The following is a 20,333-nucleotide window of genomic DNA, read 5'->3' as shown; positions in this document are numbered from 1 at the left end:
CTGTTCCTGTCCTGATAAACAATACCCGATAAACGCTTATCCTTATGTTCGAGATGAACCCCCTTAACGTACCTGATGCCCAGCAACAGCAATTGATTATGCTGGTTGTAGCTGGCGTACTGGGCTTTATTATTGGCTATGTTTCCCGGCAGCAGACAATTCGTCAGATGGCGGTTAGTCTGGCCAATGTAGAACGGGCCGTGGATGACTGTCGTCGTAAACCCGCGCTGGTTGTCAGCGATACAGATGATGAAGAAACCATTATCCTGAACCGTATCCGGACCCGGGCCGATGAGGTTAATTTCACCCGAATCGGGCTGGCCTCGCCCACCGAAGCCAATAACTTGAAGGTCATTAATGGGATTGGCCCATTTCTGGAGAAGAAACTTAACGCTCTCGGTATTTATACCTTTCGTCAGATCGCTGCGTTTGACGCCGATGATGTTGAGCAAATCAATGACCTGATCGAGTATTTCCCGGGTCGCATCGCGCGCGATAACTGGGTAGGCCAGGCCGCTGAACTAGCCAGGAAGAATTAACGTATTTAAAAATCCTCTTATGTTTGGATTAGACCCCTTGAATCAGACGGTAGCCCTAACCGAAATACTTGTTTTACTGGCATTGGCTGCCTTTGTCGGGTGGCTGCTGGGCCGTTCGATACGCTCCGGACGAGTCAGCAGCCTGCGAAAATCAATTGCCAGTAAGGAGGCCGAACTAGCCGATTGCCGCCAGTCGAAACCGGGCGGTCATTCTGGGCAGGGTGCTATGCCTGCAACTGCTGCTGTGGCGTCTCCACCGCCCTTCGTTCACGCAGATCCTCTGTTGCCTGCTTTGTCGAATGACGATACACCAGAACTGATCGACGTAGACGAATCGCCAGCGAATACGTCATTGCCTCAACCACCGATTGTTGATAGCCCTGCCGTCGTGCCTCCGGTAAATGCCGGTGTTCCGGATAACTCAGAAACGGCAGTGCTTGCCCGAATCGCGGCTCGCGCCGGTGAAGTGAATTTCGACCGCATTGGCCGGGCCGTAGCGAGCGAAGCCGACGACCTGAAAGACATTGTGGGGGTAGGGCCGTTTCTGGAACGAAAGCTGCACAGCCTGGGCATCTACACCTTCCGACAGATCGCGAATTTTACCAGGGAAGATGCCAATAAGGTAAACGAACTGATCGAGTTTTTTTCCGGCCGCATTGAGCGGGACAATTGGGTTGAGCAGGCGGAAAGACTTCACGATCGCAAGAACAGATAGGCCTTTTAACAGCTAGCCGATCGCTTCACATATCGGTTGGTTTCTTCTTCCGAACAGGCGTACTACTCAGGATGGCCGTTCCACCCGTCCGATAAAAGTCGCACATGGTCTGAAGAACGCACACCTGGCATTTGGGGTAGTACCAGGTACATACGCGCTGACCATGCCAGTAAAAATGCTTGTGGAAGTTGAACAGCGTCAGCGTGTCCTCGGGTAAATAACTTAACAGAATCGTGTGGGCTTTTTCGGCGCTTACCTTTGGCCCGATCAACCCCAATCGCTGCGTAACGCGATGCACGTGGGTATCAACCGGAAGGACGGGTTTCTGAAAGGTGAAGAGCAATAGAATCGTCGCCGTTTTCAACCCGATACCCGGTAGCGTGGTTAACCAGTTCATGGCCTCTTCGGTCGATAGGTCACCCAGGAAGTCGATATTGGCCGTGCCTCTCTCCCGAAAAAGGTGCGCGAGCAGATTCTGGATATAGGGCGCCTTTACTTCAGGATAGTTGGCCGTTTTGATGGCGTCAATCAAGTCGGGGAGCGGAGCATCGCGTACCTGTTCCCAATCCGGGAACCGCTCGCGCATGGTGCGATACGCGGTTACTTCGTTGGCGTGAGTTGTCCGGTGTGACAGAATCGTACCGATCAGTTCATGCATGGGATCTGAGTAGCCTTTAACGGCTTGTATGCCGTATTCCTGGTTCAGCCGCTCATGGGCTTCGAGCGTCTTGGTGGCTAGAGGGGGAGTCGGGAACATACAGTGGCAAACCGAGCTGTAACTTGTGCGTATCCCATGTCAACCCGGTCTGAACGAGAATGTTTCTGCGGTTCGGCTTACTCTATGCATTCATATAAAAAAAAGAAAACCACTTTCGGCTGGTCATCTACCTGCGTACATGACCAGCCGAAAGTGGTTCAATGATGTCTATGTTGCCTATAAATCCATTGGCTGATTAAGCAACCGGATCAGGACGAACTGGGCAAATCTCTGTTTAATTCAGGTTTGGGCGGTTGTTGGCCAGTTGCCGTCTCACCAGGCTCCAGCGACGACGGGAAACCGGTAGAACTTCGCCCGTGGTCAGATGCACTATCCCCCCGGTGTCTGTCCGTTCGAGCCGTTCCACAAAGCGCCGGTTAACCACACAGTTGCGGTGCAGACGGATGAACAGCTCGGTGGGTAGTTGTGGTGAATAATATTTCAGTGTGCGGGGCATAAGCATCCGTCGTCCGTCGGCCCAGTTCAGCCAGCTGTAGTTCGCTACAGCCTGTAGATAAACCAGATCAGTTACGGAAAAAAACTGACGACCTGTTTCACGCAAATAGAGTTTCAGGGGAGGCCACTCAGCAGGGGTAGACCGGTTCGAAAACGAAAAGGTTGACATGGACATAAGCGAGAGTAATGCTTTCAGATACTATGGATAAGAAGTAACTGATGCAATACTAAAGCGCATTGATTCCTAACCCTTGCTCATTCGTAACACCGACTATGAAATTTGTAACATCAACGGCAGAAGCCAATTTTTTTGTTTAAAAAGGCTTCTAAAGCGCCTTAGCGGAAGATGGTAACCCAAAATAACAACAAAAAATAAGCGGGAAGCTGGCAAGGAAACCGCCAAACCGGACTAGCGCATGATCTCCTGCCGATGTTGGTCAACGTATTCTGAGGGGGTCACCAGGTAGTGATCTTTAAACACTTTTGAGAAGTAAGCCGGTGTATCGAATCCTACGCGGTCGGCGACTTCCGACACCGAAGCGCCGGTCATCAGCAGTTCGGCCGCCCGCTTCAGCCGCACGGCCCGAATGAGTTCATTGGGCGTCAATCCGGTCATGGCCTTTACTTTCCGGTTCAGGTGCATGCGGCTCATGCCAATGGCCATGGCCAGCGGCTCAACACCAAACGTTGAATCATCCAAATGATTTTCGAGCAGGGTATACACCCGGTTCATAAAGTCATCCTCCGGAGCTTCACTCGTTGTCGGCAGGTAGCCCTCACGCAGCAACTGGGTCCGGTAGTAGTGCCGTACTTGCTGCTGGTGGGCCATTCGATTGCGAACGCGCCCGAGTAACTCGTTTACCTGAAACGGTTTGGCCAGGTAATCATCGGCGCCCGCCATCAGGCCCTCAATCCGGCTTTCGGCCGAGACTTTAGCCGTTAGCAGCAGAACAGGAATGTGACTGGTAACCGGGTTGTTTTTCAATTCGCGGCAAAGTTCGTAGCCGTTCAGTTCGGGCATGAGCACATCGCTTATGATCAGGTCCGGTCCGTTGGCAATGGCGGCTTCGACCCCCGCCCGGCCGTTGTTCAGGCGCATCACCGTCCATTCTGCCTGCAGGGTTGTGACAACAAATTCCGCAATATCATCATCATCCTCAACCAGCAATATCTGGGGCGATTTATCGCCTTTCGGTATCTGATTGTTGCCCGCCCGGTCATAAGCAGCAAACGATTTTCCGGTATCAGCGGGCGTTGTAACCAGTTCCGCGCGTGCTTGTCGGCACGGTAATTCGACAATGAATGTCGTACCCAGGCTTGGCGTGCTTTCCACCGAAACCCGGCCATGCATCATCTCAACGAGTTCTTTTACCAGGGCCAGGCCAATCCCCGAACCACCCACCGAACGCTCTGTCATGGGGTCGGCCTGGTAGAATCGATTGAAGATGTGGGGCAACTGGTGCTCCGGAATGCCGGTGCCCGTATTGTACACGGTTAGTCGAATCAGGTCGGTATTCGCCGACGTAGCCAGTGCTGGATCAATCGGCATAACGTACGTAGATACGTTGATTACGCCGTGATCATCCGTGAATTTCAGGGCGTTCGACAGCAGGTTAGTGATGATTTTTTCGACCTTGTCCGGATCAAACCAATAATGAGGGTGACTGATAGAGTGGTTCTGCTGCAACTGAATGTGCTTCCGCTGGGCTTCTTCCGTAAAAACGGCCACGGTACGTTTTATGAAGTCCGGCAAATCGGCGGGAGTGGGCGTTAACGTCAGGTTGCCAGCGTCCAGTTTGGCCAGATCCAGCAACTCGTTGATCAGCCGGAGGAGCCGATTGGCATTCCGGTAAATAAGCGACAAACGACCGTGATAAGGGGAGTCGCTGGAGTCGTTCAGAACTTGCTCCAACGGGGTCAGAATCAGGGTTAACGGTGTCCGGAACTCATGCGTAATATTGGAAAAGAAACGGGACTTTATTTCGTCAAGATGCTTTAACTGAACGGATTCCTTCTCGCGTAATTCGATCCGGCTGTTCAGGCGAATGCGGTTGATCCGGCTGCGGAGGAAGAGAACAATAGCGCCAATCAGGAGCAGGGCATACCCCAGATACGCCCACCAGGTCGCCCAAAGGGGCGGGTCGATAACGATGCGCAACGAATGCGTGTATGGACTCCAGACGCTCGACGTGTTGGACGCGTTAACCACAAACGTGTACGTTCCGGGCGGGAGGTTCGTGTAGGTAGCCGTCGACTGGTTTCCGCTGTAAACCCAGTCTCTGTCCAGACCGATCAGCTTGTAGCGATACTGGTTCTTGTGGGTCTGATTAAATTCAAGGGCTGCAAAATCAATAGACAGGAAGTTTTGCTGGTGGGTCAGCGTAATTTCCACCGTTTCGTTGATGTCCCGGCTTATGGGCGAACCCGGGGTTGTGGCCGTCACGAATTGATTGTTGATGCGCAGGGCCGTAAGCGCAACAGTTGGCTTCACCGGATCTTCGCGTACTTTTCGGGGATAAAAAACCGTGTACCCACCCGTACCGCCAAAAATAAGCCGCCCGTCGGGAAGCGCAACATCGTGAAACTGCTTGAACTCTTCACCAGGCAAGCCGTCGTCGGCCATGTAGTTTCGGGCTTCGAAGGTGCGCGTGTCGAACCGACATAGGCCCCTGTTCGTGCTGAGCCACAAACGACCGTCTCCGCCCGTCCGAATGGCATAAATTACGTTGTTGGACAAAACCTGCCCAACCGTAAAGCGCTGAATTTCTCCCGTCATTTTATCCAGTCGACACAGTCCTTCACCAAACGTCCCGATCCAGAGATATTTGTACTGAAGCGGGTCCTGCGCCAGGCACAGGAGTGCGTCGCCGGGTAGCGTGCCGGCATCCGTTCCGCCACTATGCCAGTGAATCAGTCGCTTGAGAGACAGGTCGGCGCGCAGCAAACCATGATTTTTGGTGGCCAGATAAACCCGGCCTCCGTCCACTACCATCGCCATAATTTCATAGGGATGGCCCGGCGGCAGGGGCAACGGAAACGCGGTAAACGTTTCTTTATCGGGGTTATAGCGAACAACTGCCTGGTTGTGAGGGCCTAATAAGCCCCAAAGTTCACCCTGCGCGCCCGTTGCCAGGGCACTAAACCGAAATGCCCCGTTCGGAAGCCACCGCGACTCGATACCTGTTGGCAGGACGGGGGTAAACTGTTTTTGAAAAGCGTTGTAGCGGTAAGGTGTTATTTGCGGGGTGGTGATCCAGAGATTTTTACGGCGGTCGAACTGGTACCGCATACTGGCCGATGATTGTTGCCGGATGATGGGAGGGATGGCATCCAGGGGTACATTAAACTGCTGCGTTAACCAGTCGGTCTGGAAATTCTGGTTGTACGGCCAGGTTTGAAAAGGGCGCTTGTTGAGGTCGTACTTGATAACGCCATCTCCGTTCAGGCCAATCCAGAGCACGTTGGTGCGGTCAACCAGTAGCGAAACCGCCGAATATTTGCCCAGCTTGGCGACCTGCCGACCAGCCGAAACGTCGGCCCCCTTGTCAGAAGGCGTCAGCAACGAAACCAGCCCCGATTTGTCGGTATACCTACTCTGATTGACGTAATCGATACCCCGAAAATCCTTCGTAAACAGGGGTATCGCTGTCGGTGATCCGGGCAGAGAAATGGTTTGTCTGACTTGACCATTGGCGGGGTCGAACAGCGCAAACTGACCGGGGAAACCCAGCATCAGTTCGCCATTGGCCCGTTCGTGGAGACCATATACTTCATTCTGGGGTAATCCCTGGGTCAAGCGAAAGCCCGAAAACTGCCCCGATGCAGGATCGAACCGGAACAGACCGTCTTTGGCGGCAAACCAGAGTTGGTTGTACCGGTCGATTAACAGCGCGTGAAGGGTACGCTGAACGGTATCGCCCCGCATGCCCCAGTACCGGTGAGAAATAGTTCCGTTGGCGTTCAGCCGAAAAAAGCCATTCGTTAACGTAGCCACCCAAACGTTTCCGTCCTTATCGGGCTGAATACCAACCAACTGATCCCGGCCAAGAGCTTTCTGAAAGGCCTTTGAACTGGAAATTCGGTGGCTTTGCTCCGTAACGGGGTCGAACCGGTCAATATTATTGTTTTCGGTACGCAGCCAGAGTTTATGCTGATTGTCGTCTTTTATTTCGTATATGCTACTGAAAGAAAGTGAAGTAACCTGCTGGGGGTTGTGCGTATAAATGCGAAAATGAACGCCATCGTATCGGCATAGCCCATCGCGGGTAGCGAGCCAGACAAAACCGTTCTGATCCTGAATGAGTGATTTTACGAACCCCTGTGGTAAGCCGTTTCGAACCGTAAGGTAGTCCGGTTCTGGAGCCCCCTGAACAGGTATCGACGCACTAAGCAGCCCCGCCAGAAAACAGCGAACCGCCCATTGATTCAGCACAACGCGGGAAAAAGAAAGCCCAACCAGGCTCGTAAAAAAATGAAATAGATATAGCCAAAAAGCCCCGGCTGTTGTTCTACAAACGTGTAGCCCGTTCCTTTCTGGCGAAAAGAAAATAAGTAAGTCTACATTTCGCTTTCTCTTTTGTTTGCCTACCATGCATATTGTCCTTAAAACTCAGGTTGAGCAATCATTGCCAGATGTCTGGGCTGGCTTTGATCGGACCCTTTTTGATAAACTCAGCCCCCCTTTTCCACCCGTAGACGTCGTTCGGTTTGATGGCTGTCGAAAAGGAGATACGGTTCACTTGAGACTAAATTTTCTGTTATTCCGCCAAGACTGGATCAGCCGAATTATCGATCAGCAAACCAGCGATGACGAAATCTTTTTTGTTGATTATGGTACAAAATTGCCTTTTTTTCTCACGTATTGGCAACACCACCATCGGCTTCAGCGTTCGGCTGACCACGCCGGCGATCAAACTATTATTGTTGATGATATTACGTTTAAAACGCCTTATTTGTTAACTAATTATTTATTATATCCGCTATTATGGGTACAATTTGTTTATAGAAAACCAATTTATCGACGTGTGTTTCGAAAGAGATAGAATAGTTAATCGATTCTGCAAATCTATTGATTTAGTCGCATAATAGCTGATCGAAGCCAAATTTGCAAAAAAGCAGAACGGCTTCGGCCAAGTTTTTAGGCAAACGCCCGTCACCTGGTCAACCCTAACCGCGACCTTGGCATGAACGTGCTTTCTCAACTGCCCGGATTCGTTTACATTTGTCTGGAACGGCTCTTTATTTATACCGCATGAGACTACCTAATTTAACGACTCGCATCTTTCTGGGCATGGTGCTTGGTATTGCCATTGGTTACTTTTTTCCGGCTACTACGTCTGGCTTTTCGGGTACTGACCTTAACATTCTATCCAAGATATTTCTCCGGCTCATCAAGATGATTATCGGGCCGCTTGTGTTTGCGACACTAGTGGTAGGGATTGCCAAATTGGGCGATTTTGGCACCGTCGGACGGATTGGCCTCAAAACACTAGCGTACTTTTATTTCGCTACTATCTTGTCGCTGGTCGTTGGTTTGCTGGTGGTTAACATTATGAAACCCGGCGAAGTGATGAGCATAACGCGGCTGCCCGCCAAGGGAACCGATGTTGGAGTAACGGTACAAAAATTTACGCTGGAAACGTTCTTCACACACATTGTTCCGACCAGCTTTATCGAAGCGCTGGCCACCAATGAAATCCTTCAGATTGTGGTTTTCAGTATCTTTTTTGGTATTGCTGTTGGGGCCATTGGCGCGCAGGGGAAAATCATCATCAAGGCACTCGATGCCCTTTCGCACGTAATGTTCAAGGTGACTAGCTACGTGATGTCCTTTGCGCCGTTTGGGGTTCTGGGTGCCATTGCGGCCATTGTGGCCCAGCAGGGGCTGGGTATTCTGGGCGGTTACGCGTACCTGATTCTTTGTTTCTTTGGCGGGTTGCTCTTCTTTATTTTTGTGGTACTTTCGGTTATTTGTCTGGTCGTCGGTATTCCTTATTTTGCGCTGTTAAAAGAAGTTCGTTCGGCCATTATTCTATCGTTCAGTACGGCCAGTTCAGAAGCGTCCTTCCCGCAGACAATTGAAGCGCTGCGCCGGTTTGGCTGCTCGGAGCGGATCATTTCGTTTGTATTGCCGCTTGGTTATTCATTCAACCTCGACGGGTCGATGCTGTACATGACCTTTGCCACGGCCTTTATTGCGCAGGCCTACCATGTGCCGCTCAGCATCGAGCAGCAGATTACCATGATGCTTACCCTAATGATTACCTCCAAAGGAATTGCCGGGGTGCCCCGGGCCTCGCTGGTGGTCATTGCCGGAACCATGTCGTTGTTCAACCTGCCCATCGAAGGACTGGCTTTACTACTCGGTATTGATCAGGTGCTGGATATGGGCCGCTCGGCGACAAGTGTTGCCGGTAATGCCGTAGCAACCTGTGTGATCTCGAAATGGGAAGGTGAGTTTAGAGTGCAGCCAATTGATACGGAAGAGGTTACCGCTTAATAAAACGGTATTGATTCGTATAGAGCGGACGTTTGCCGGGAGGTGAATAGTCCGGGTAGTATAACCACTTTTTTTCACTCGTTTACCGTACAGTCCTATGGCCCAACCTGCCTTGCTGGAGACCGAACTGGCTCCTTTCTTTACCACAAAAGCGCCTTTTCAATTCCCGTATAACTTTCGGGAGGGGTTTGTGAAATACTGGCCTATGGTATCGCTCGTATTGCTGCTGCTGGCTTTGCCCGGTGTTCTGGCTTTTCTGGGAATCGGGGCCGATATGGTACCCCCATCGTACAGGGGTGGGGCCGGGGTGGGCATCGGGTATACCATTGCTATGGTTATCGCGCTTGCTCAGATCGTGCTGGGGTTTATGGCGCTCCCCGGTCTGTTCAATCGGAAGCGGGCGGGCTGGGTGCTGAGTTATTACGCACAATTGCTGAGTATCGTCAGTAGTATTTTTTCGTTTAGTTTGATCGGTATCTTGCTGGGATTATTATTTCTGATGCTGCTTTTTCAGGTTCGGGAATACTATAATTGAGGAGTTTAAGGAATTTACGTATAGACTTATCGTTAAAAACGGCCACAACAGACGCATTGTGGCCGTTTTTATTGCCGTCTGTGTAGCTGGTTGACAGTTCATCCGTAAATTGGTTGGCGCCATCTGCCAAAAGCCGGTAGTTTGAACCAACAGAACACAATCACCCACATACCTAAGCTAAATGAACATACTCGAAACCCATCACATTATCAAGCAGTATGCGCAACACCGTGCGCTGGATGATGTCAGTCTATCCGTGCCGCAGGGGTGTATTTTTGGCCTGCTCGGTCCCAATGGAGCTGGTAAAACGTCACTCATCCGGATTATAAATCAGATTACGGCCCCCGACTCCGGCGAGGTTATTCTGGCTGGTGAGCGACTGAATCCGAGCCACATCAAGCGGATCGGTTACCTGCCCGAAGAACGCGGACTTTATAAGAAGATGAAGGTTGGCGAACAACTTCTTTATTTGGCTCAGCTGAAAGGACTGACGGAAAAACAGGCCATGGAGAAGTTAAAAATCTGGTTTGTCAAGTTTGATATCAAGACCTGGTGGACCAAAAATGTGGAGGACCTGTCTAAAGGGATGCAGCAGAAAGTGCAGTTTGTGGCAACCGTCATGCACGAACCCGACCTGATTATTCTGGATGAACCCTTCTCGGGATTTGACCCGATCAATGCCAATCTGATAAAAGACGAAATCCTGGAGTTGCGTGACAAGGGCAAAACGATCATCTTCTCGACGCACCGCATGGAATCGGTCGAAGAGTTGTGCGATAATATTGCCCTGATCAACCGGGCGCACAAGGTGCTGGACGGGCCGAAGCGAGCGATCAAAGAGCAATTTAAAACCCATACGTATCACGTCGAATACCAGGGCGAACTGGAGACACTGCCCCCGGCTTTTGAGGTACTCAAAACCCAGACCGCCGATGATGGATTTATGCGGGCCGACATTCGCATTCCGCCCGATGCTGCGGTAAACGACCTCATTCGTTACCTGCTCGATCGGGTGGCGGTCCGGGCATTCGGCGAAAACATACCCAGTATGAACGACATTTTCATTCAGGCCGTAGGCGAAACCAATGATTGAACGAGCAAATGCGCGACACAAAAGCTTACTCGCTAATCGCTCATTCACTCATTCGCTCATTCATTCTTTAAAATCATGCACACAATTTTCCTTATTATCAAACGCGAGTACATGGTTCGGGTCCGTAAAAAGTCGTTCATTATTATGACGATTCTGGGCCCGTTGCTGATTTTTGGTTTCTACGCCATCATTGGCTGGGCCGCGGTCAGTTCGATCAACCAGAAGAAAATTGCCATCGTCGATGAAAGCGGTCGCTTTATCAATCAATTCAAAAATGACGACGAAACGGTTTACTCTTACCCGAAACAATCACTGGCGGACGCCAAGAAAACGTTCGTCAAGCAGGGGTTCAATGCACTGGTTTTTATTCCCGAAAACGTGATTGAGCAACCCAAAACCGTACAGATTTTCTCGGAAAAAAGTGTGAGCCTGGCGTTGCAAAGTAATATTGAACGGGCCATTTCCAAAGAAATCGAAACCATTAAACTGGAGCAGGCGGGCATTACCCAAAAGGTGATTCAGGATGCTAAAGTGAACGTGGATGCCCAGACCATCAGCCTGAGCGACGGGGGCGAGAAGAGTAATAACGGGATTGCTACGACCATTATCAGCGGCTTCTGTGCGCTGTTGATCTATATATCCGTGCTGATTTACGGAACTCAGGTCATGCGGGGGGTGATGGAAGAAAAAACCAACCGAATTGTGGAGGTGATTATTTCGTCGGTGAAGCCTTTCCAGTTGATGCTGGGCAAAATTATCGGGGTCGCTCTGGTTGGCCTGACCCAATTTATGCTCTGGATCGTGCTCACGGTGGGTCTGATGACGCTAAGTTCTCAATTTATTGGCGGTAGTCCCAAAGAAACAGCGCAGTCGGCCGTAACGGCGCGTATGGGCGGTATGCCCGGCGGACAGGAAGTGCAGGGTAAAATGGCAACGGCCAAAAATCCCGTTGCCGATGTGATGGCGGCTATTGAAACGCTGAACATTCCGCTGATCATCGGCTGCTTTCTGTTTTATTTTCTGGGTGGGTATCTGCTGTACAGCGCTCTGTTTGGAGCAGTGGGAGCCGCCGTCGACAATGAGACGGAGACGCAGCAGTTTATGTTTCCAATCATGATGCCCATTATTGCCGCCATCGCCTTTGCTCAGATTGCGGTGCGCGATCCCGATGGACCGTTGGCCTTCTGGACATCCATGATTCCGTTTACCTCGCCGGTGGTCATGATGGTCCGGATTCCGTTTGGTGTACCCGTCTGGGAACTGGCCCTGTCGATGGTGTTGCTGGTGCTGGGTTTTGTTGGAACCACCTGGTTGGCCGCTCGTATCTACCGCGTCGGTATTCTGATGTACGGTAAAAAAGTAACCTTCCGTGAACTCTCGAAATGGGTGTTTTATAAGGGATAGGACGGTTTACGGTTTGTGGTTGGCTGACCGCACCGGCGGACCGGCGTCAGTTGTTTTCGCACCAGTTGCTGACGCCGGTCCGCCGGTGCGGTCAGCCAACCACAAACCGTAAACCACAAACTATTCTACCCCCTAAAACCCAATATCCAGCACCAGCGGCTGGACCAGCCACTGACCGGTTATTACGTTGTAGATGGTACGGAAACCTGCCTCAAAGGGGGTGCGTAGCCGAAGGGTGTTGAATACAAATGATACGTCGAGGCCAGTCGTCTGGAAGGTGTGGCGCTGGTCTTCGTAGCCCCGTAGCCGGCCATTTGCATCGCGTAATTCGACTCGGGATTGTCCGTTGGTTGCGTCATAAAACCCTCCGGCCTTAATGCGCTGTATGTACAGCCACCGGCCCAGTGACCAATGTGTGTCCGCGATCGGGAGCCGATATTCGACGCTACCCGCCTTGATCTGGTCGTCGCTGACATACAATTGCCCACGGGGAAAAAACACGATCGAGCTGAACTGATACGTACCCCGCGCCTGCTGTTGATATCCCGCCCGAAACCGAAGGGAATGATGCTTGGCCAATCCCGGGAAAAACAAATTTGCCTGAACGCCCCACTGCTCGCTGGTTAGCTGGCCGCCAAAAGGTGTGTTCCGGTAGTTGGCCGAGAGCGTTTGGCCCCAGCGGGGCGCTACATCCCGCTTACTCTGGCGAAGCAAACGCGAGTAGCTAAACCCATAGGTAAGCGCATTCAGCGAACCCGCCGACCCAACTTCCGTTATGTACCGATATGGTAAATCGTAACCCGTTACATGCAAGTAGTTGTAATAAGCCGACAGGCTAAGGTTCTGACTGTACTTGGAGTTGGTTAATTGAAAGGGTAACCGGAAGCCAGCGGTTAACTGGTTATACTGCCAGCGGTCGGTGCGAAAACTGTCGGCGGGCGCTACCCGATCAATGTACAGCGATGTACTGCGCGAACCGCGCTGGAAACTAACGTCAATAATAGGATAAAGTCCCTGGTAACTCAGCAGCGCAAAAGCATTGCCCGCCCGTTCGGCCTGGTTGTAGTTATAGCCAACGCTAATTTGCGTAGTGCTTAATAAATCCTGCGAACTCAACCCTACTGACAGGGCCTGCCCCGTACTACTGAACACGGGTCCCCAACTGTAAACGTTCAGTGAATTAGCTACCCGCCTGAACCGGGAGGGAGCATAGGCGACTGCACCCGATACCGAATCCTTGAGCGCCAGACGACCCTGCGCTGCGCCCGGTTCCAGCGTAAGCAGCGGACCAAAATAGCGAACGCCCTGTTCTTTAACAGGCTCCGTCACGGGCTTCCAGGTGGCCGGTTCCAGCGGCATATCATCAATGCGATAACCCGTCGCGGAGAAGTCTTCAAAAGCCAGGCGCGAACCCGATGGCGAAACGGCCGCGTGATAAGCGGCCAGTGGACGCGAGGTAACCTGAAACACCTGGCTGGATCGGGTGTCTACCGCGTAAATATTGTCGATACCCGACCGGGGCGAGTTGTATAACACATAGTTGCCCCAGGGTTGCGGATGGCTGATGTTTTCGTTGACTCGTGGTAGCAGATCGGTTCGCGTACCGGATTCTATATCAATGCGTTGTATCGTTTTTCGGCCATTCTTCAGGGCCACTGCCACAATGGTTTGGTTGTCTTTCCAGCGCGGGTGCAGGTAAAATTCGTTGTCAGGATTGGGAATAGCTTTCTGAACCTTCCCCGTTTTTGCGTCCAGAACAAGCAATCGGATTTTATAGCGATCCGTGTTTTCGACCACAATTAGCCGGCTGTTATCGGGTGAGAGGGCGGCCACTGTGTACCGGGCGCGGTGCGTCAGGCGAGTCAGTTTTTTTGTCTTAAGATCAAGAATACGGATGTTCGAATAAATGCGCTGCCCCCAGCGAGGATCATAGCCAAATTCAATCCAGCAGGCTTTGGTAGACGAGGCCGACAACATGTCCGGGTCATTGGGAAATCCCTGCACGAAAATTGTCTTCTCCTGTCCTTTCTTATTTAGAATAACCAGCCGGGGGGTATCGCCAAGGCCGCTTTTCACGCTCAGTACGGTTGAGTCGGTCAGAAATTGGGGATGCTGGTAATTGGTAAATACCGGCCGGCTGGATGCCTGTTTCTCGGCGGTAATCGGAAACGTTGTCGCTGGGGTAATGGTCAGACCGGCCTGCTCTTTTTGCCAGGTCTCGGTGAGGTCATCCATCGTTTTCTGGTATAAGTCCTCCGTCCTCAACCCGGTCTCATCCTTGATACTGGCCGAGAAGGCAAACGGCCAGGGAAACCGGCGATAATTTCGATTAAGAACCCGGCTCCAGACATCGGGCCCATACGTTCGTTTGAGATACGTTGTCAGAAAGTAGCCCAGTACGTAATGGTTTGGCACATTGTCACGGTAGGAACCGCCCACTGCTTTCTGGTAATTAAAGCGTTTTTTGTGGGAGTGCACGCCCGGCGAGCCCACGCTGGACGTATCTACGTTAGCCAGTAAGTTTGCCCGCATCCCCAGGTCGAAATTAGGGATGCGACCACGGCCGCTGGTGCTGAGCAGGGTTTCATTGCTAACGGCATCGCCTTCGGCAAACCAGTCGGGAACAGTGAACAGAGGTAGCCCCAGCCCCGTATTGCCCAGAAGTGTGTAGAGTACGCGTCCGTATCCCTGAAGTGCCTTATCGTTCTGAACAACGTGTCGATACTCGTGAACGGCCAGTAAATCGAGCCAGTCGAAGGTACCCAGCAAACCGGGGTCCTGGGGAGCTACGGCAAAAAACTCCGACCGGCGTGGAAACAAGGTGACGAACCCGTTGCTGTTCGTTGTCTGATTCTGCAGGAGCACCGAAATGCGCCGGGGCTGTTTCTGGAGGGATGCACTGGCGGGTTCGTACAAACGTTCCAGCCGGTTGGCCGTCCGCTGGGCTGTAGAGTCGAACCCGGTTGGGTAAATCACCCGAAAATGCGGAGTAGACAGGCGATACCAGTGCAAGCTTGTTGGGTTCTGACTGAGAATGGGTAAGGACTGCGCCGTAACTAAATGGCCTGCCAGAAGAAATAAAGCGCGAAGAACGTGTCGGTGTAACATACGGTGTCAAGGTACAAGATTTTAACGAAAAAACGCCCTGTATCGTCAATGCAGGGCGTTTTTGCTGGTAATGTGGATAGGATGTCCTACAAATACTTCACCAAAAAATTGATCAGCTTCTTTACGGTCTCGGTATACGGCGGATAGATGAATTTCATAGTACCAAACTCCCGCTGCATGACGCCCCGCTGGTTGGAAAACGCCTGAAAACTGAAAAAGCCGTTGGATTTGCCCAGACCGCTGTTGTTAACTCCGCCAAAGGGTAGCTCGACGTTTCCGAATTGCAGCAGCGTGTCGTTCACGACCGTGTCCCCCGCCGAAGTTCGATCCAGGATGTACTGAACGGTTTTTTTGTTTCGGCTGTGGATGTAAAGGGCCAGGGGTTTCTCGCGCTGGTTAACGACCTGAAGAGCATCGTCCAGGTCGGCATAGGTAAGAATGGGCAGCACGGGGCCGAAAATCTCGTCCTGCATGATCTGCATTTCATCCGTTACATTTTCCAGTAATGTGGGCTCAATGAAATGGTCAGCCGCGTTCATTTTCCCGCCATGTGTGATGGTTGCGCCTTTGCTCACAGCATCATTTAGCAACCCGTGAATCCGGTCAAAATGATGCTTGTTGACAATGCGGGCGTAACTGTCCGACGACTCAACGGGCTTTCCGTCAGGGCTGTACATACCGGTTAAGGCATGGCTTAACGCCTGGGTGAAGGACTTCCGGACGGATTGGTGAACCAGGACATAATCGGGCGCAATACAGGTTTGACCATTGTTCAGAAACTTTCCCCAGGCGATCTGTCCGGCTGCCTGCTTTACATTGGCCGACCCGTCGACAATGGCGGGTGACTTACCTCCCAACTCCAGCGTAACGGATGCCAGGTGCCGCGCGGCTGCCGTCATAACGACCCGCCCAACGGCCGGGCTTCCCGTAAAGAAAATGTGGTTGAACGGCAGCGCCAGTAACGCCTGCGAAACGTGGGCATCACCGTTAAAAACAGCTACTTCCTGAGCCGGAAACAGTTCCGTGATCATTCTGTCAATAAGTCCGGCCGTGTGGGGCGTCAGCTCCGACGGCTTGAGCATGACCACATTGCCGGCGGCAATAGCCGAGACCAGCGGACGGATACTCAAAACGAACGGGTAATTCCAGGGGGCAATAATGAGTACGTTACCCTTGGGTTCATGGATCAGCTGACTTTTGGTGCCGATTAGGGGTAGCGGAGTAGGCAGTCGCTGGGGTTTCATCCAGCCCTTCAGGCGTTGTATGGTGTGGTTGATCTCGGCGTGGAGCGCCATCAATTCGCCAAGGACAACCTCGGCGGACGGCTTTCGGAAGTCATCGTACATAACCTGCTGAATCTCCGTTTGGTGGACGTTGATCCAGGTCTGAATGCGTCGGATGCGTTCAATACGTTGCTCGGCCGTAGTCAATGCCATTTGGCGTGCGTACTGGCGCTGGGTGTTGAACGCCGATTGTAACTTATCGCGCAGGCTGGTTTCGGAGAGAGGGGAGGTCATGCAATACGGACAGGTAAAGTGGGCGCTTACCACCAGGGGGTATCGTTCTATGAATTGCACTAAAAATACAAAAAATCGGCCGAACGGGCGGGTATTGGCATTTAAAACGCGAAACCTTATCTTAGCTGAAACTTTAGTAAACCCTATTCTGGATGACGCTCGTCAGTGACAACATCCGCTATCTGCGCAAACTGAATGGTCTGACGCAAGAGCAATTTTCTCGGAAAATAAACATAAAACGTTCGTTATTAGGAGCCTATGAAGAAGGCCGCGCCAATCCGAACGGGCAAAATATACAGGCTATTGCTAAAGCGTTCAATACAACGGTTGAGCTGCTAACCCGGCAAGACCTTCGGAAACTTCGCGAAACCCCCAATTTGACCATCCCGCTGGGCCAGCCCGCTAAAGCTATTGAGTCACGTTTGCATACGATCCGCACGGACGGTAAGCTCGATCCCGACGAGGATGATCCGTTTCAGCATCCTGATTTTCCGGATATTTTTGCCCAGCCCAGTCTACCGGTTCCCGAGCCGCAACCCCTTTCGTCGGTTCTGAATAAGTATTACCGAACGCAGGAAGAAAATCGCCCGGCGCCCGTTCCCCCCGTTATTACGTCTCCCGTTCGGCCTGGTCAGGGAACGCCCGAACGGCCTCAGCCGATGGTTTTCAGCCAGGAGCCGTCAGCCGCTAACGCACAGGAACGAAATCAGTCATCCCTCGATGAGTTGTTCAGTGCGCAGCCGGAACCGCGCGTAATACCCCCGGCCCCCAAGTTGCCGGTAAGTTATCCAGCTGACTCGATGGCGTTTAATAATGTGTACGAGGGCCATGCCACCTCGGCCCGGCAACCGGCGTTGGCTCAACCGATTGCTCCCACGATTCCGGTGGTGATGCAGCGCCAGTTTGCCGATTATTGCCAACGCTATCAGCAGGCTGATTTTTTGCATCACCTGCCGGCTATGCACCTGCCTACCCTGCCCGAGGGGCACTATCGGGCGTTCGAGGCTGGCGATGATTTCGTTTTTCCGAAGGCACTGCTGGTGGGTAAATTCATCCGGAACTGGTTCGACATTGCCGACGGAAAACTCTATATTCTGCTTATTCAACCCCAGCGTTCCGATATACCGGCCAATGGAACCGGGATTGTTTGCCGACGGGTTTATAACCAGGTAAAAGTAAAGGGAACTTTGCTCTTAACGGCCGACCGGGCCGATATTCAAAATCGGGAAATTGTTTTGAAAGATGTTCAGGAAGTGTGGGAGATCGCTGCCTTTGTGAGTCAGCAACTGCCTCCTCCGGCCCCCAATACGGATCGCCTGAAGCAATTGGTTGATGAATTACGCTTCGAGGTCGAACGAATTTAGCTCTTTTCGACTGGTGGACCGTTACCTCACTAATTTATCCATTTACTCAATCAGACAATACAACTCACTGACGAGCAGGTTAGGATAAGGTAGGTCTGATTATTGTTCTGAACATGGCGAGTGCTGGTTTATCAACCCGGTTTCACGTTGTCAAAACAAGTCTGACTTACGATATTTTCCTTCCTCTTTATAACACGGGGGCTCTGGGGACAGGCATTTTCCTGAAACCATTGCCCCCTTCTATTTTCAGCACGCCGATATATAGCCTACTTTTGCGCTAATGACGCGCTACTTTCTTCAATTGGCCTACAGGGGTACGGCTTACCACGGCTGGCAACGGCAACCAAACGGCCTGAGTGTTCAGGAAGTACTCGAAACAGCGTTAAGCACGATTTTACGGCAACCGATTGCCATTGTAGGCAGCGGACGAACCGATGCCGGTGTGCATGCGGCTGAACAATTTGCCCATTTTGAGTTCGATACCCCGTTGCCCGTAAACCTGATCCGCTCGATCAACAGCATGATTCCAGCGGATATTGCGGTGTATGACTGCTTTCCCGTCCGCCCCGACGATCATGCCCGGTTCACGGCTATATCCCGGTATTATCAATACACGATCAGCCCCCGAAAAGACCCGTTTCGCGATGGGCTCGTTTATGTGTTTACCTTGCCGCTGTTGATTGAACGCATGAACGAAGCGGCCAACCGGTTGCTGCATCACATAGATTTTGAAAGTTTCAGCAAAGTCAAAACGGATGTGCTGACGTTCAACTGCCAGATTGAACGAGCCTGTTGGGAGCAACGGGCCACCGGCGATCTGGTCTTTCATATCAAAGCCAATCGGTTTTTGCACGGCATGGTCCGGGCCATCGTCGGAACCTTACTGGCGGTAGGACAGGATCGTTTAAGTGTCGATGCCTTCGATCAGATCATTCTGGCCCGTGACCGCCGAAAAGCTGGACGAGCCGCCCCCGCCCAGGGGCTTTCACTGGTCGAGGTCGGTTATCCAGGGGAGGTGTTTGCAGCGATAAAGAGTGAATGATTGAATGAGTGCTTGTGCGTAATGTTCACTCTTTCGCTCTTTAGTTTTTCACTCTTTTTTCATGACATTCAAGTAAAAAAAAGAAATTTTGTCAGGAATCGGAACCATCATACTAGCCGCTGGCGACTCGTCGCGAATGGGGGGCGAACCCAAGCAGTTGATCAGCTATAAAGGCCAGTCGCTCCTGCGACGGGTAACAGAAAGTGCATTGGCGCTACAACGTGGGCCCGTCGTTGTTGTTTTAGGCGCTAATCGGGCGCAGATCGTCCCCGAACTCAGCGGATTACCCATCACGCTGGTCGATAATTCGAATTGGCCAACCGGTCAGGCATCGTCGCTGAAAATAGGACTGGCCGCGCTGTACCTCACCAACAAAGATATCGACGCCGTTCTGGTGCTTCACACCGATCAGCCACTGGTATCGCTCGGCCTGTTGCAGCACATGGTCGACGTACAGAACGAGGAAGGCAAAGGTATCGTGGCCTGCCGCTACGATACTCAGCTCAGTGTACCAGCGCTGTTTCACCGCGATTACATCAACGAACTCCTGCAACTGGAGGGCGACAAAGGCGTTAAATGGGTGATCGCCCGCCATCGAAACGATCGTTCGGAAGTGCCGTTCGAAGCCGGTTCCATCGATCTGGATTCCAAGCGTGATCTGGACTTGTTTCAGCAGGTCATTATGCACACATCGTAGAGGCCGATAACCCGGACTGGAATAAATTTCATGCAAAAACTAGCTACTGCCAGCGACCTTCAAATCCGTCTTGAGACAGTTCTCCGCATCGTAGAACGGGAGTTTGTACCCCTTACTGACGAGCAGCTTCGCTGGAAACCCGCGTCTGATCAATGGAGTATTATCGAATGTTTGCAGCATCTTAATCTGGCTGAGCGATTCTACATTCACAACATTCAGCACAAGGTAGACCGGCTTGGTCTGGTGCAGACAAACCCCAGCGATCAGCTTCTGGAAAGTGACCTGGTGGGTAAAGCAATGCTGTTTATCGTCGACCCACAAGTCAGGATCAAATTGCCCGCGCCGGGCGTAATCTACCCCCGAAAAGCCGCTGATCTAGTGCCCGCCGATGTAATCCGGCAATTCCTCGACCTACAAACCTTACTGAACACCCTGCTTAACAAAGCCATCTACCTGAACTGGAATCGGGAGCAGGTAATGTCTCTTTTTGGCAACTGGCTCAAGCTTCGGCTGGGCGACGCATGCCGAATGCTGGTGGCGCACACCGAGCGGCATATGAAGCAGGCGCTGCGGGTAAAGGCACAAATGGATACATTTTTGGCCTAAG

At 52.0% G+C, this 20,333-nt stretch carries 16 protein-coding genes; 11 read left to right on the top strand and 5 right to left on the bottom strand.

Annotated features, from left to right (window positions below; all coding sequences use genetic code 11):
• The first annotated feature begins 44 nt into the window (after positions 1-44).
• A complete protein-coding gene (locus tag ACYU87_RS02150) occupies positions 45-539 on the top strand; it encodes a hypothetical protein (protein ID WP_461132377.1) in 495 nt (164 codons plus the stop codon).
• A gap of 19 nt (positions 540-558) precedes the next feature.
• Entirely contained in the window at positions 559-1,254 is a 696-nt protein-coding gene (locus tag ACYU87_RS02145) for a hypothetical protein (RefSeq protein WP_461132376.1), read from the top strand.
• Between the two features lie 25 nt (positions 1,255-1,279).
• On the opposite strand, the gene ACYU87_RS02140 is transcribed toward ACYU87_RS02145, so the two are convergent.
• From ACYU87_RS02140 to ACYU87_RS02130, 3 genes are all read right to left on the bottom strand, one after another.
• Complete coding sequence (locus ACYU87_RS02140) at positions 1,280-2,011, bottom strand: endonuclease III domain-containing protein (protein ID WP_461132375.1); 732 nt, start codon at positions 2,009-2,011, stop codon at positions 1,280-1,282.
• Between the two features lie 235 nt (positions 2,012-2,246).
• Positions 2,247-2,642, bottom strand: a complete 396-nt coding sequence (locus ACYU87_RS02135) for a LytR/AlgR family response regulator transcription factor (RefSeq protein WP_461132374.1) — start codon at positions 2,640-2,642, stop codon at positions 2,247-2,249.
• A gap of 234 nt (positions 2,643-2,876) precedes the next feature.
• Entirely contained in the window at positions 2,877-6,899 is a 4,023-nt protein-coding gene (locus ACYU87_RS02130) for an ATP-binding protein (RefSeq protein WP_461132373.1), read from the bottom strand.
• 157 nt (positions 6,900-7,056) lie between these two features.
• Here ACYU87_RS02130 and ACYU87_RS02125 point away from each other — a divergent pair, with 157 nt between their 5' ends.
• The 5 genes from ACYU87_RS02125 (at position 7,057) to ACYU87_RS02105 (ending at position 11,998) form a co-directional block, all read left to right on the top strand.
• Positions 7,057-7,509, top strand: coding sequence for an SRPBCC family protein (locus ACYU87_RS02125; RefSeq protein WP_461132372.1), 453 nt, complete (start codon positions 7,057-7,059; stop codon positions 7,507-7,509).
• 209 nt (positions 7,510-7,718) lie between these two features.
• Positions 7,719-8,966, top strand: a complete 1,248-nt coding sequence (locus ACYU87_RS02120; protein WP_461132371.1) for a dicarboxylate/amino acid:cation symporter — start codon at positions 7,719-7,721, stop codon at positions 8,964-8,966.
• Positions 8,967-9,063: 97 nt separating this feature from the next.
• Positions 9,064-9,501, top strand: a complete 438-nt coding sequence (locus ACYU87_RS02115) for a chromate transporter (RefSeq protein WP_461132370.1) — start codon at positions 9,064-9,066, stop codon at positions 9,499-9,501.
• Between the two features lie 181 nt (positions 9,502-9,682).
• Positions 9,683-10,594, top strand: coding sequence for an ABC transporter ATP-binding protein (locus ACYU87_RS02110; RefSeq protein ID WP_461132369.1), 912 nt, complete (start codon positions 9,683-9,685; stop codon positions 10,592-10,594).
• A 75-nt stretch (positions 10,595-10,669) separates the two neighbouring features.
• On the top strand, positions 10,670-11,998 hold the full coding sequence (locus ACYU87_RS02105; RefSeq protein WP_461132368.1) for an ABC transporter permease: 1,329 nt from the start codon (positions 10,670-10,672) through the stop codon (positions 11,996-11,998).
• Positions 11,999-12,130: 132 nt separating this feature from the next.
• Here the strand turns inward: ACYU87_RS02105 and ACYU87_RS02100 are convergent, their stop codons facing one another.
• Both ACYU87_RS02100 and ACYU87_RS02095 read right to left on the bottom strand, forming a co-directional pair.
• Positions 12,131-15,106, bottom strand: a complete 2,976-nt coding sequence (locus ACYU87_RS02100; RefSeq protein WP_461132367.1) for a hypothetical protein — start codon at positions 15,104-15,106, stop codon at positions 12,131-12,133.
• An 86-nt stretch (positions 15,107-15,192) separates the two neighbouring features.
• Positions 15,193-16,623, bottom strand: coding sequence for an aldehyde dehydrogenase family protein (locus tag ACYU87_RS02095; protein ID WP_461132366.1), 1,431 nt, complete (start codon positions 16,621-16,623; stop codon positions 15,193-15,195).
• 152 nt (positions 16,624-16,775) lie between these two features.
• Between ACYU87_RS02095 and ACYU87_RS02090 the strand changes: the two genes are divergently transcribed.
• The 4 genes from ACYU87_RS02090 to ACYU87_RS02075 all read left to right on the top strand — a co-directional run bounded on the left by ACYU87_RS02090 (position 16,776) and on the right by ACYU87_RS02075 (position 20,332).
• Complete coding sequence (locus tag ACYU87_RS02090; protein WP_461132365.1) at positions 16,776-17,987, top strand: helix-turn-helix domain-containing protein; 1,212 nt, start codon at positions 16,776-16,778, stop codon at positions 17,985-17,987.
• A 280-nt stretch (positions 17,988-18,267) separates the two neighbouring features.
• Positions 18,268-19,029 (top strand): tRNA pseudouridine(38-40) synthase TruA, encoded by a 762-nt coding sequence (gene truA / locus ACYU87_RS02085; protein ID WP_461132364.1) that lies wholly within the window; start codon positions 18,268-18,270, stop codon positions 19,027-19,029.
• Positions 19,030-19,117: 88 nt separating this feature from the next.
• Positions 19,118-19,726 carry a nucleotidyltransferase family protein gene (locus ACYU87_RS02080; protein ID WP_461132363.1) on the top strand — a complete coding sequence of 203 codons (609 nt, stop codon included), beginning with the start codon at positions 19,118-19,120 and terminating at the stop codon, positions 19,724-19,726.
• Positions 19,727-19,756: 30 nt separating this feature from the next.
• Complete coding sequence (locus ACYU87_RS02075; RefSeq protein WP_461132362.1) at positions 19,757-20,332, top strand: DinB family protein; 576 nt, start codon at positions 19,757-19,759, stop codon at positions 20,330-20,332.
• The last annotated feature ends 1 nt before the right edge of the window (position 20,333 follow it).

Source organism: Spirosoma lituiforme (assembly GCF_054776635.1).
The sequence above is the reverse complement of the archived record's forward strand: the minus strand, read 5'-3'. Positions and strand labels throughout refer to the sequence as shown.

Coding starts and splice junctions, on each gene's coding strand:
- ACYU87_RS02150 (WP_461132377.1), top strand. CDS start 45: ATGTTCGAGATGAACCCCCTTAACGTACCTGATGCCCAGCAACAGCAA.
- ACYU87_RS02145 (WP_461132376.1), top strand. CDS start 559: ATGTTTGGATTAGACCCCTTGAATCAGACGGTAGCCCTAACCGAAATA.
- ACYU87_RS02140 (WP_461132375.1), bottom strand. CDS start 2,011: ATGTTCCCGACTCCCCCTCTAGCCACCAAGACGCTCGAAGCCCATGAG.
- ACYU87_RS02135 (WP_461132374.1), bottom strand. CDS start 2,642: ATGTCCATGTCAACCTTTTCGTTTTCGAACCGGTCTACCCCTGCTGAG.
- ACYU87_RS02125 (WP_461132372.1), top strand. CDS start 7,057: ATGCATATTGTCCTTAAAACTCAGGTTGAGCAATCATTGCCAGATGTC.
- ACYU87_RS02120 (WP_461132371.1), top strand. CDS start 7,719: ATGAGACTACCTAATTTAACGACTCGCATCTTTCTGGGCATGGTGCTT.
- ACYU87_RS02115 (WP_461132370.1), top strand. CDS start 9,064: ATGGCCCAACCTGCCTTGCTGGAGACCGAACTGGCTCCTTTCTTTACC.
- ACYU87_RS02110 (WP_461132369.1), top strand. CDS start 9,683: ATGAACATACTCGAAACCCATCACATTATCAAGCAGTATGCGCAACAC.
- ACYU87_RS02105 (WP_461132368.1), top strand. CDS start 10,670: ATGCACACAATTTTCCTTATTATCAAACGCGAGTACATGGTTCGGGTC.
- ACYU87_RS02100 (WP_461132367.1), bottom strand. CDS start 15,106: ATGTTACACCGACACGTTCTTCGCGCTTTATTTCTTCTGGCAGGCCAT.
- ACYU87_RS02095 (WP_461132366.1), bottom strand. CDS start 16,623: ATGACCTCCCCTCTCTCCGAAACCAGCCTGCGCGATAAGTTACAATCG.
- ACYU87_RS02090 (WP_461132365.1), top strand. CDS start 16,776: ATGACGCTCGTCAGTGACAACATCCGCTATCTGCGCAAACTGAATGGT.
- truA (WP_461132364.1), top strand. CDS start 18,268: ATGACGCGCTACTTTCTTCAATTGGCCTACAGGGGTACGGCTTACCAC.
- ACYU87_RS02075 (WP_461132362.1), top strand. CDS start 19,757: ATGCAAAAACTAGCTACTGCCAGCGACCTTCAAATCCGTCTTGAGACA.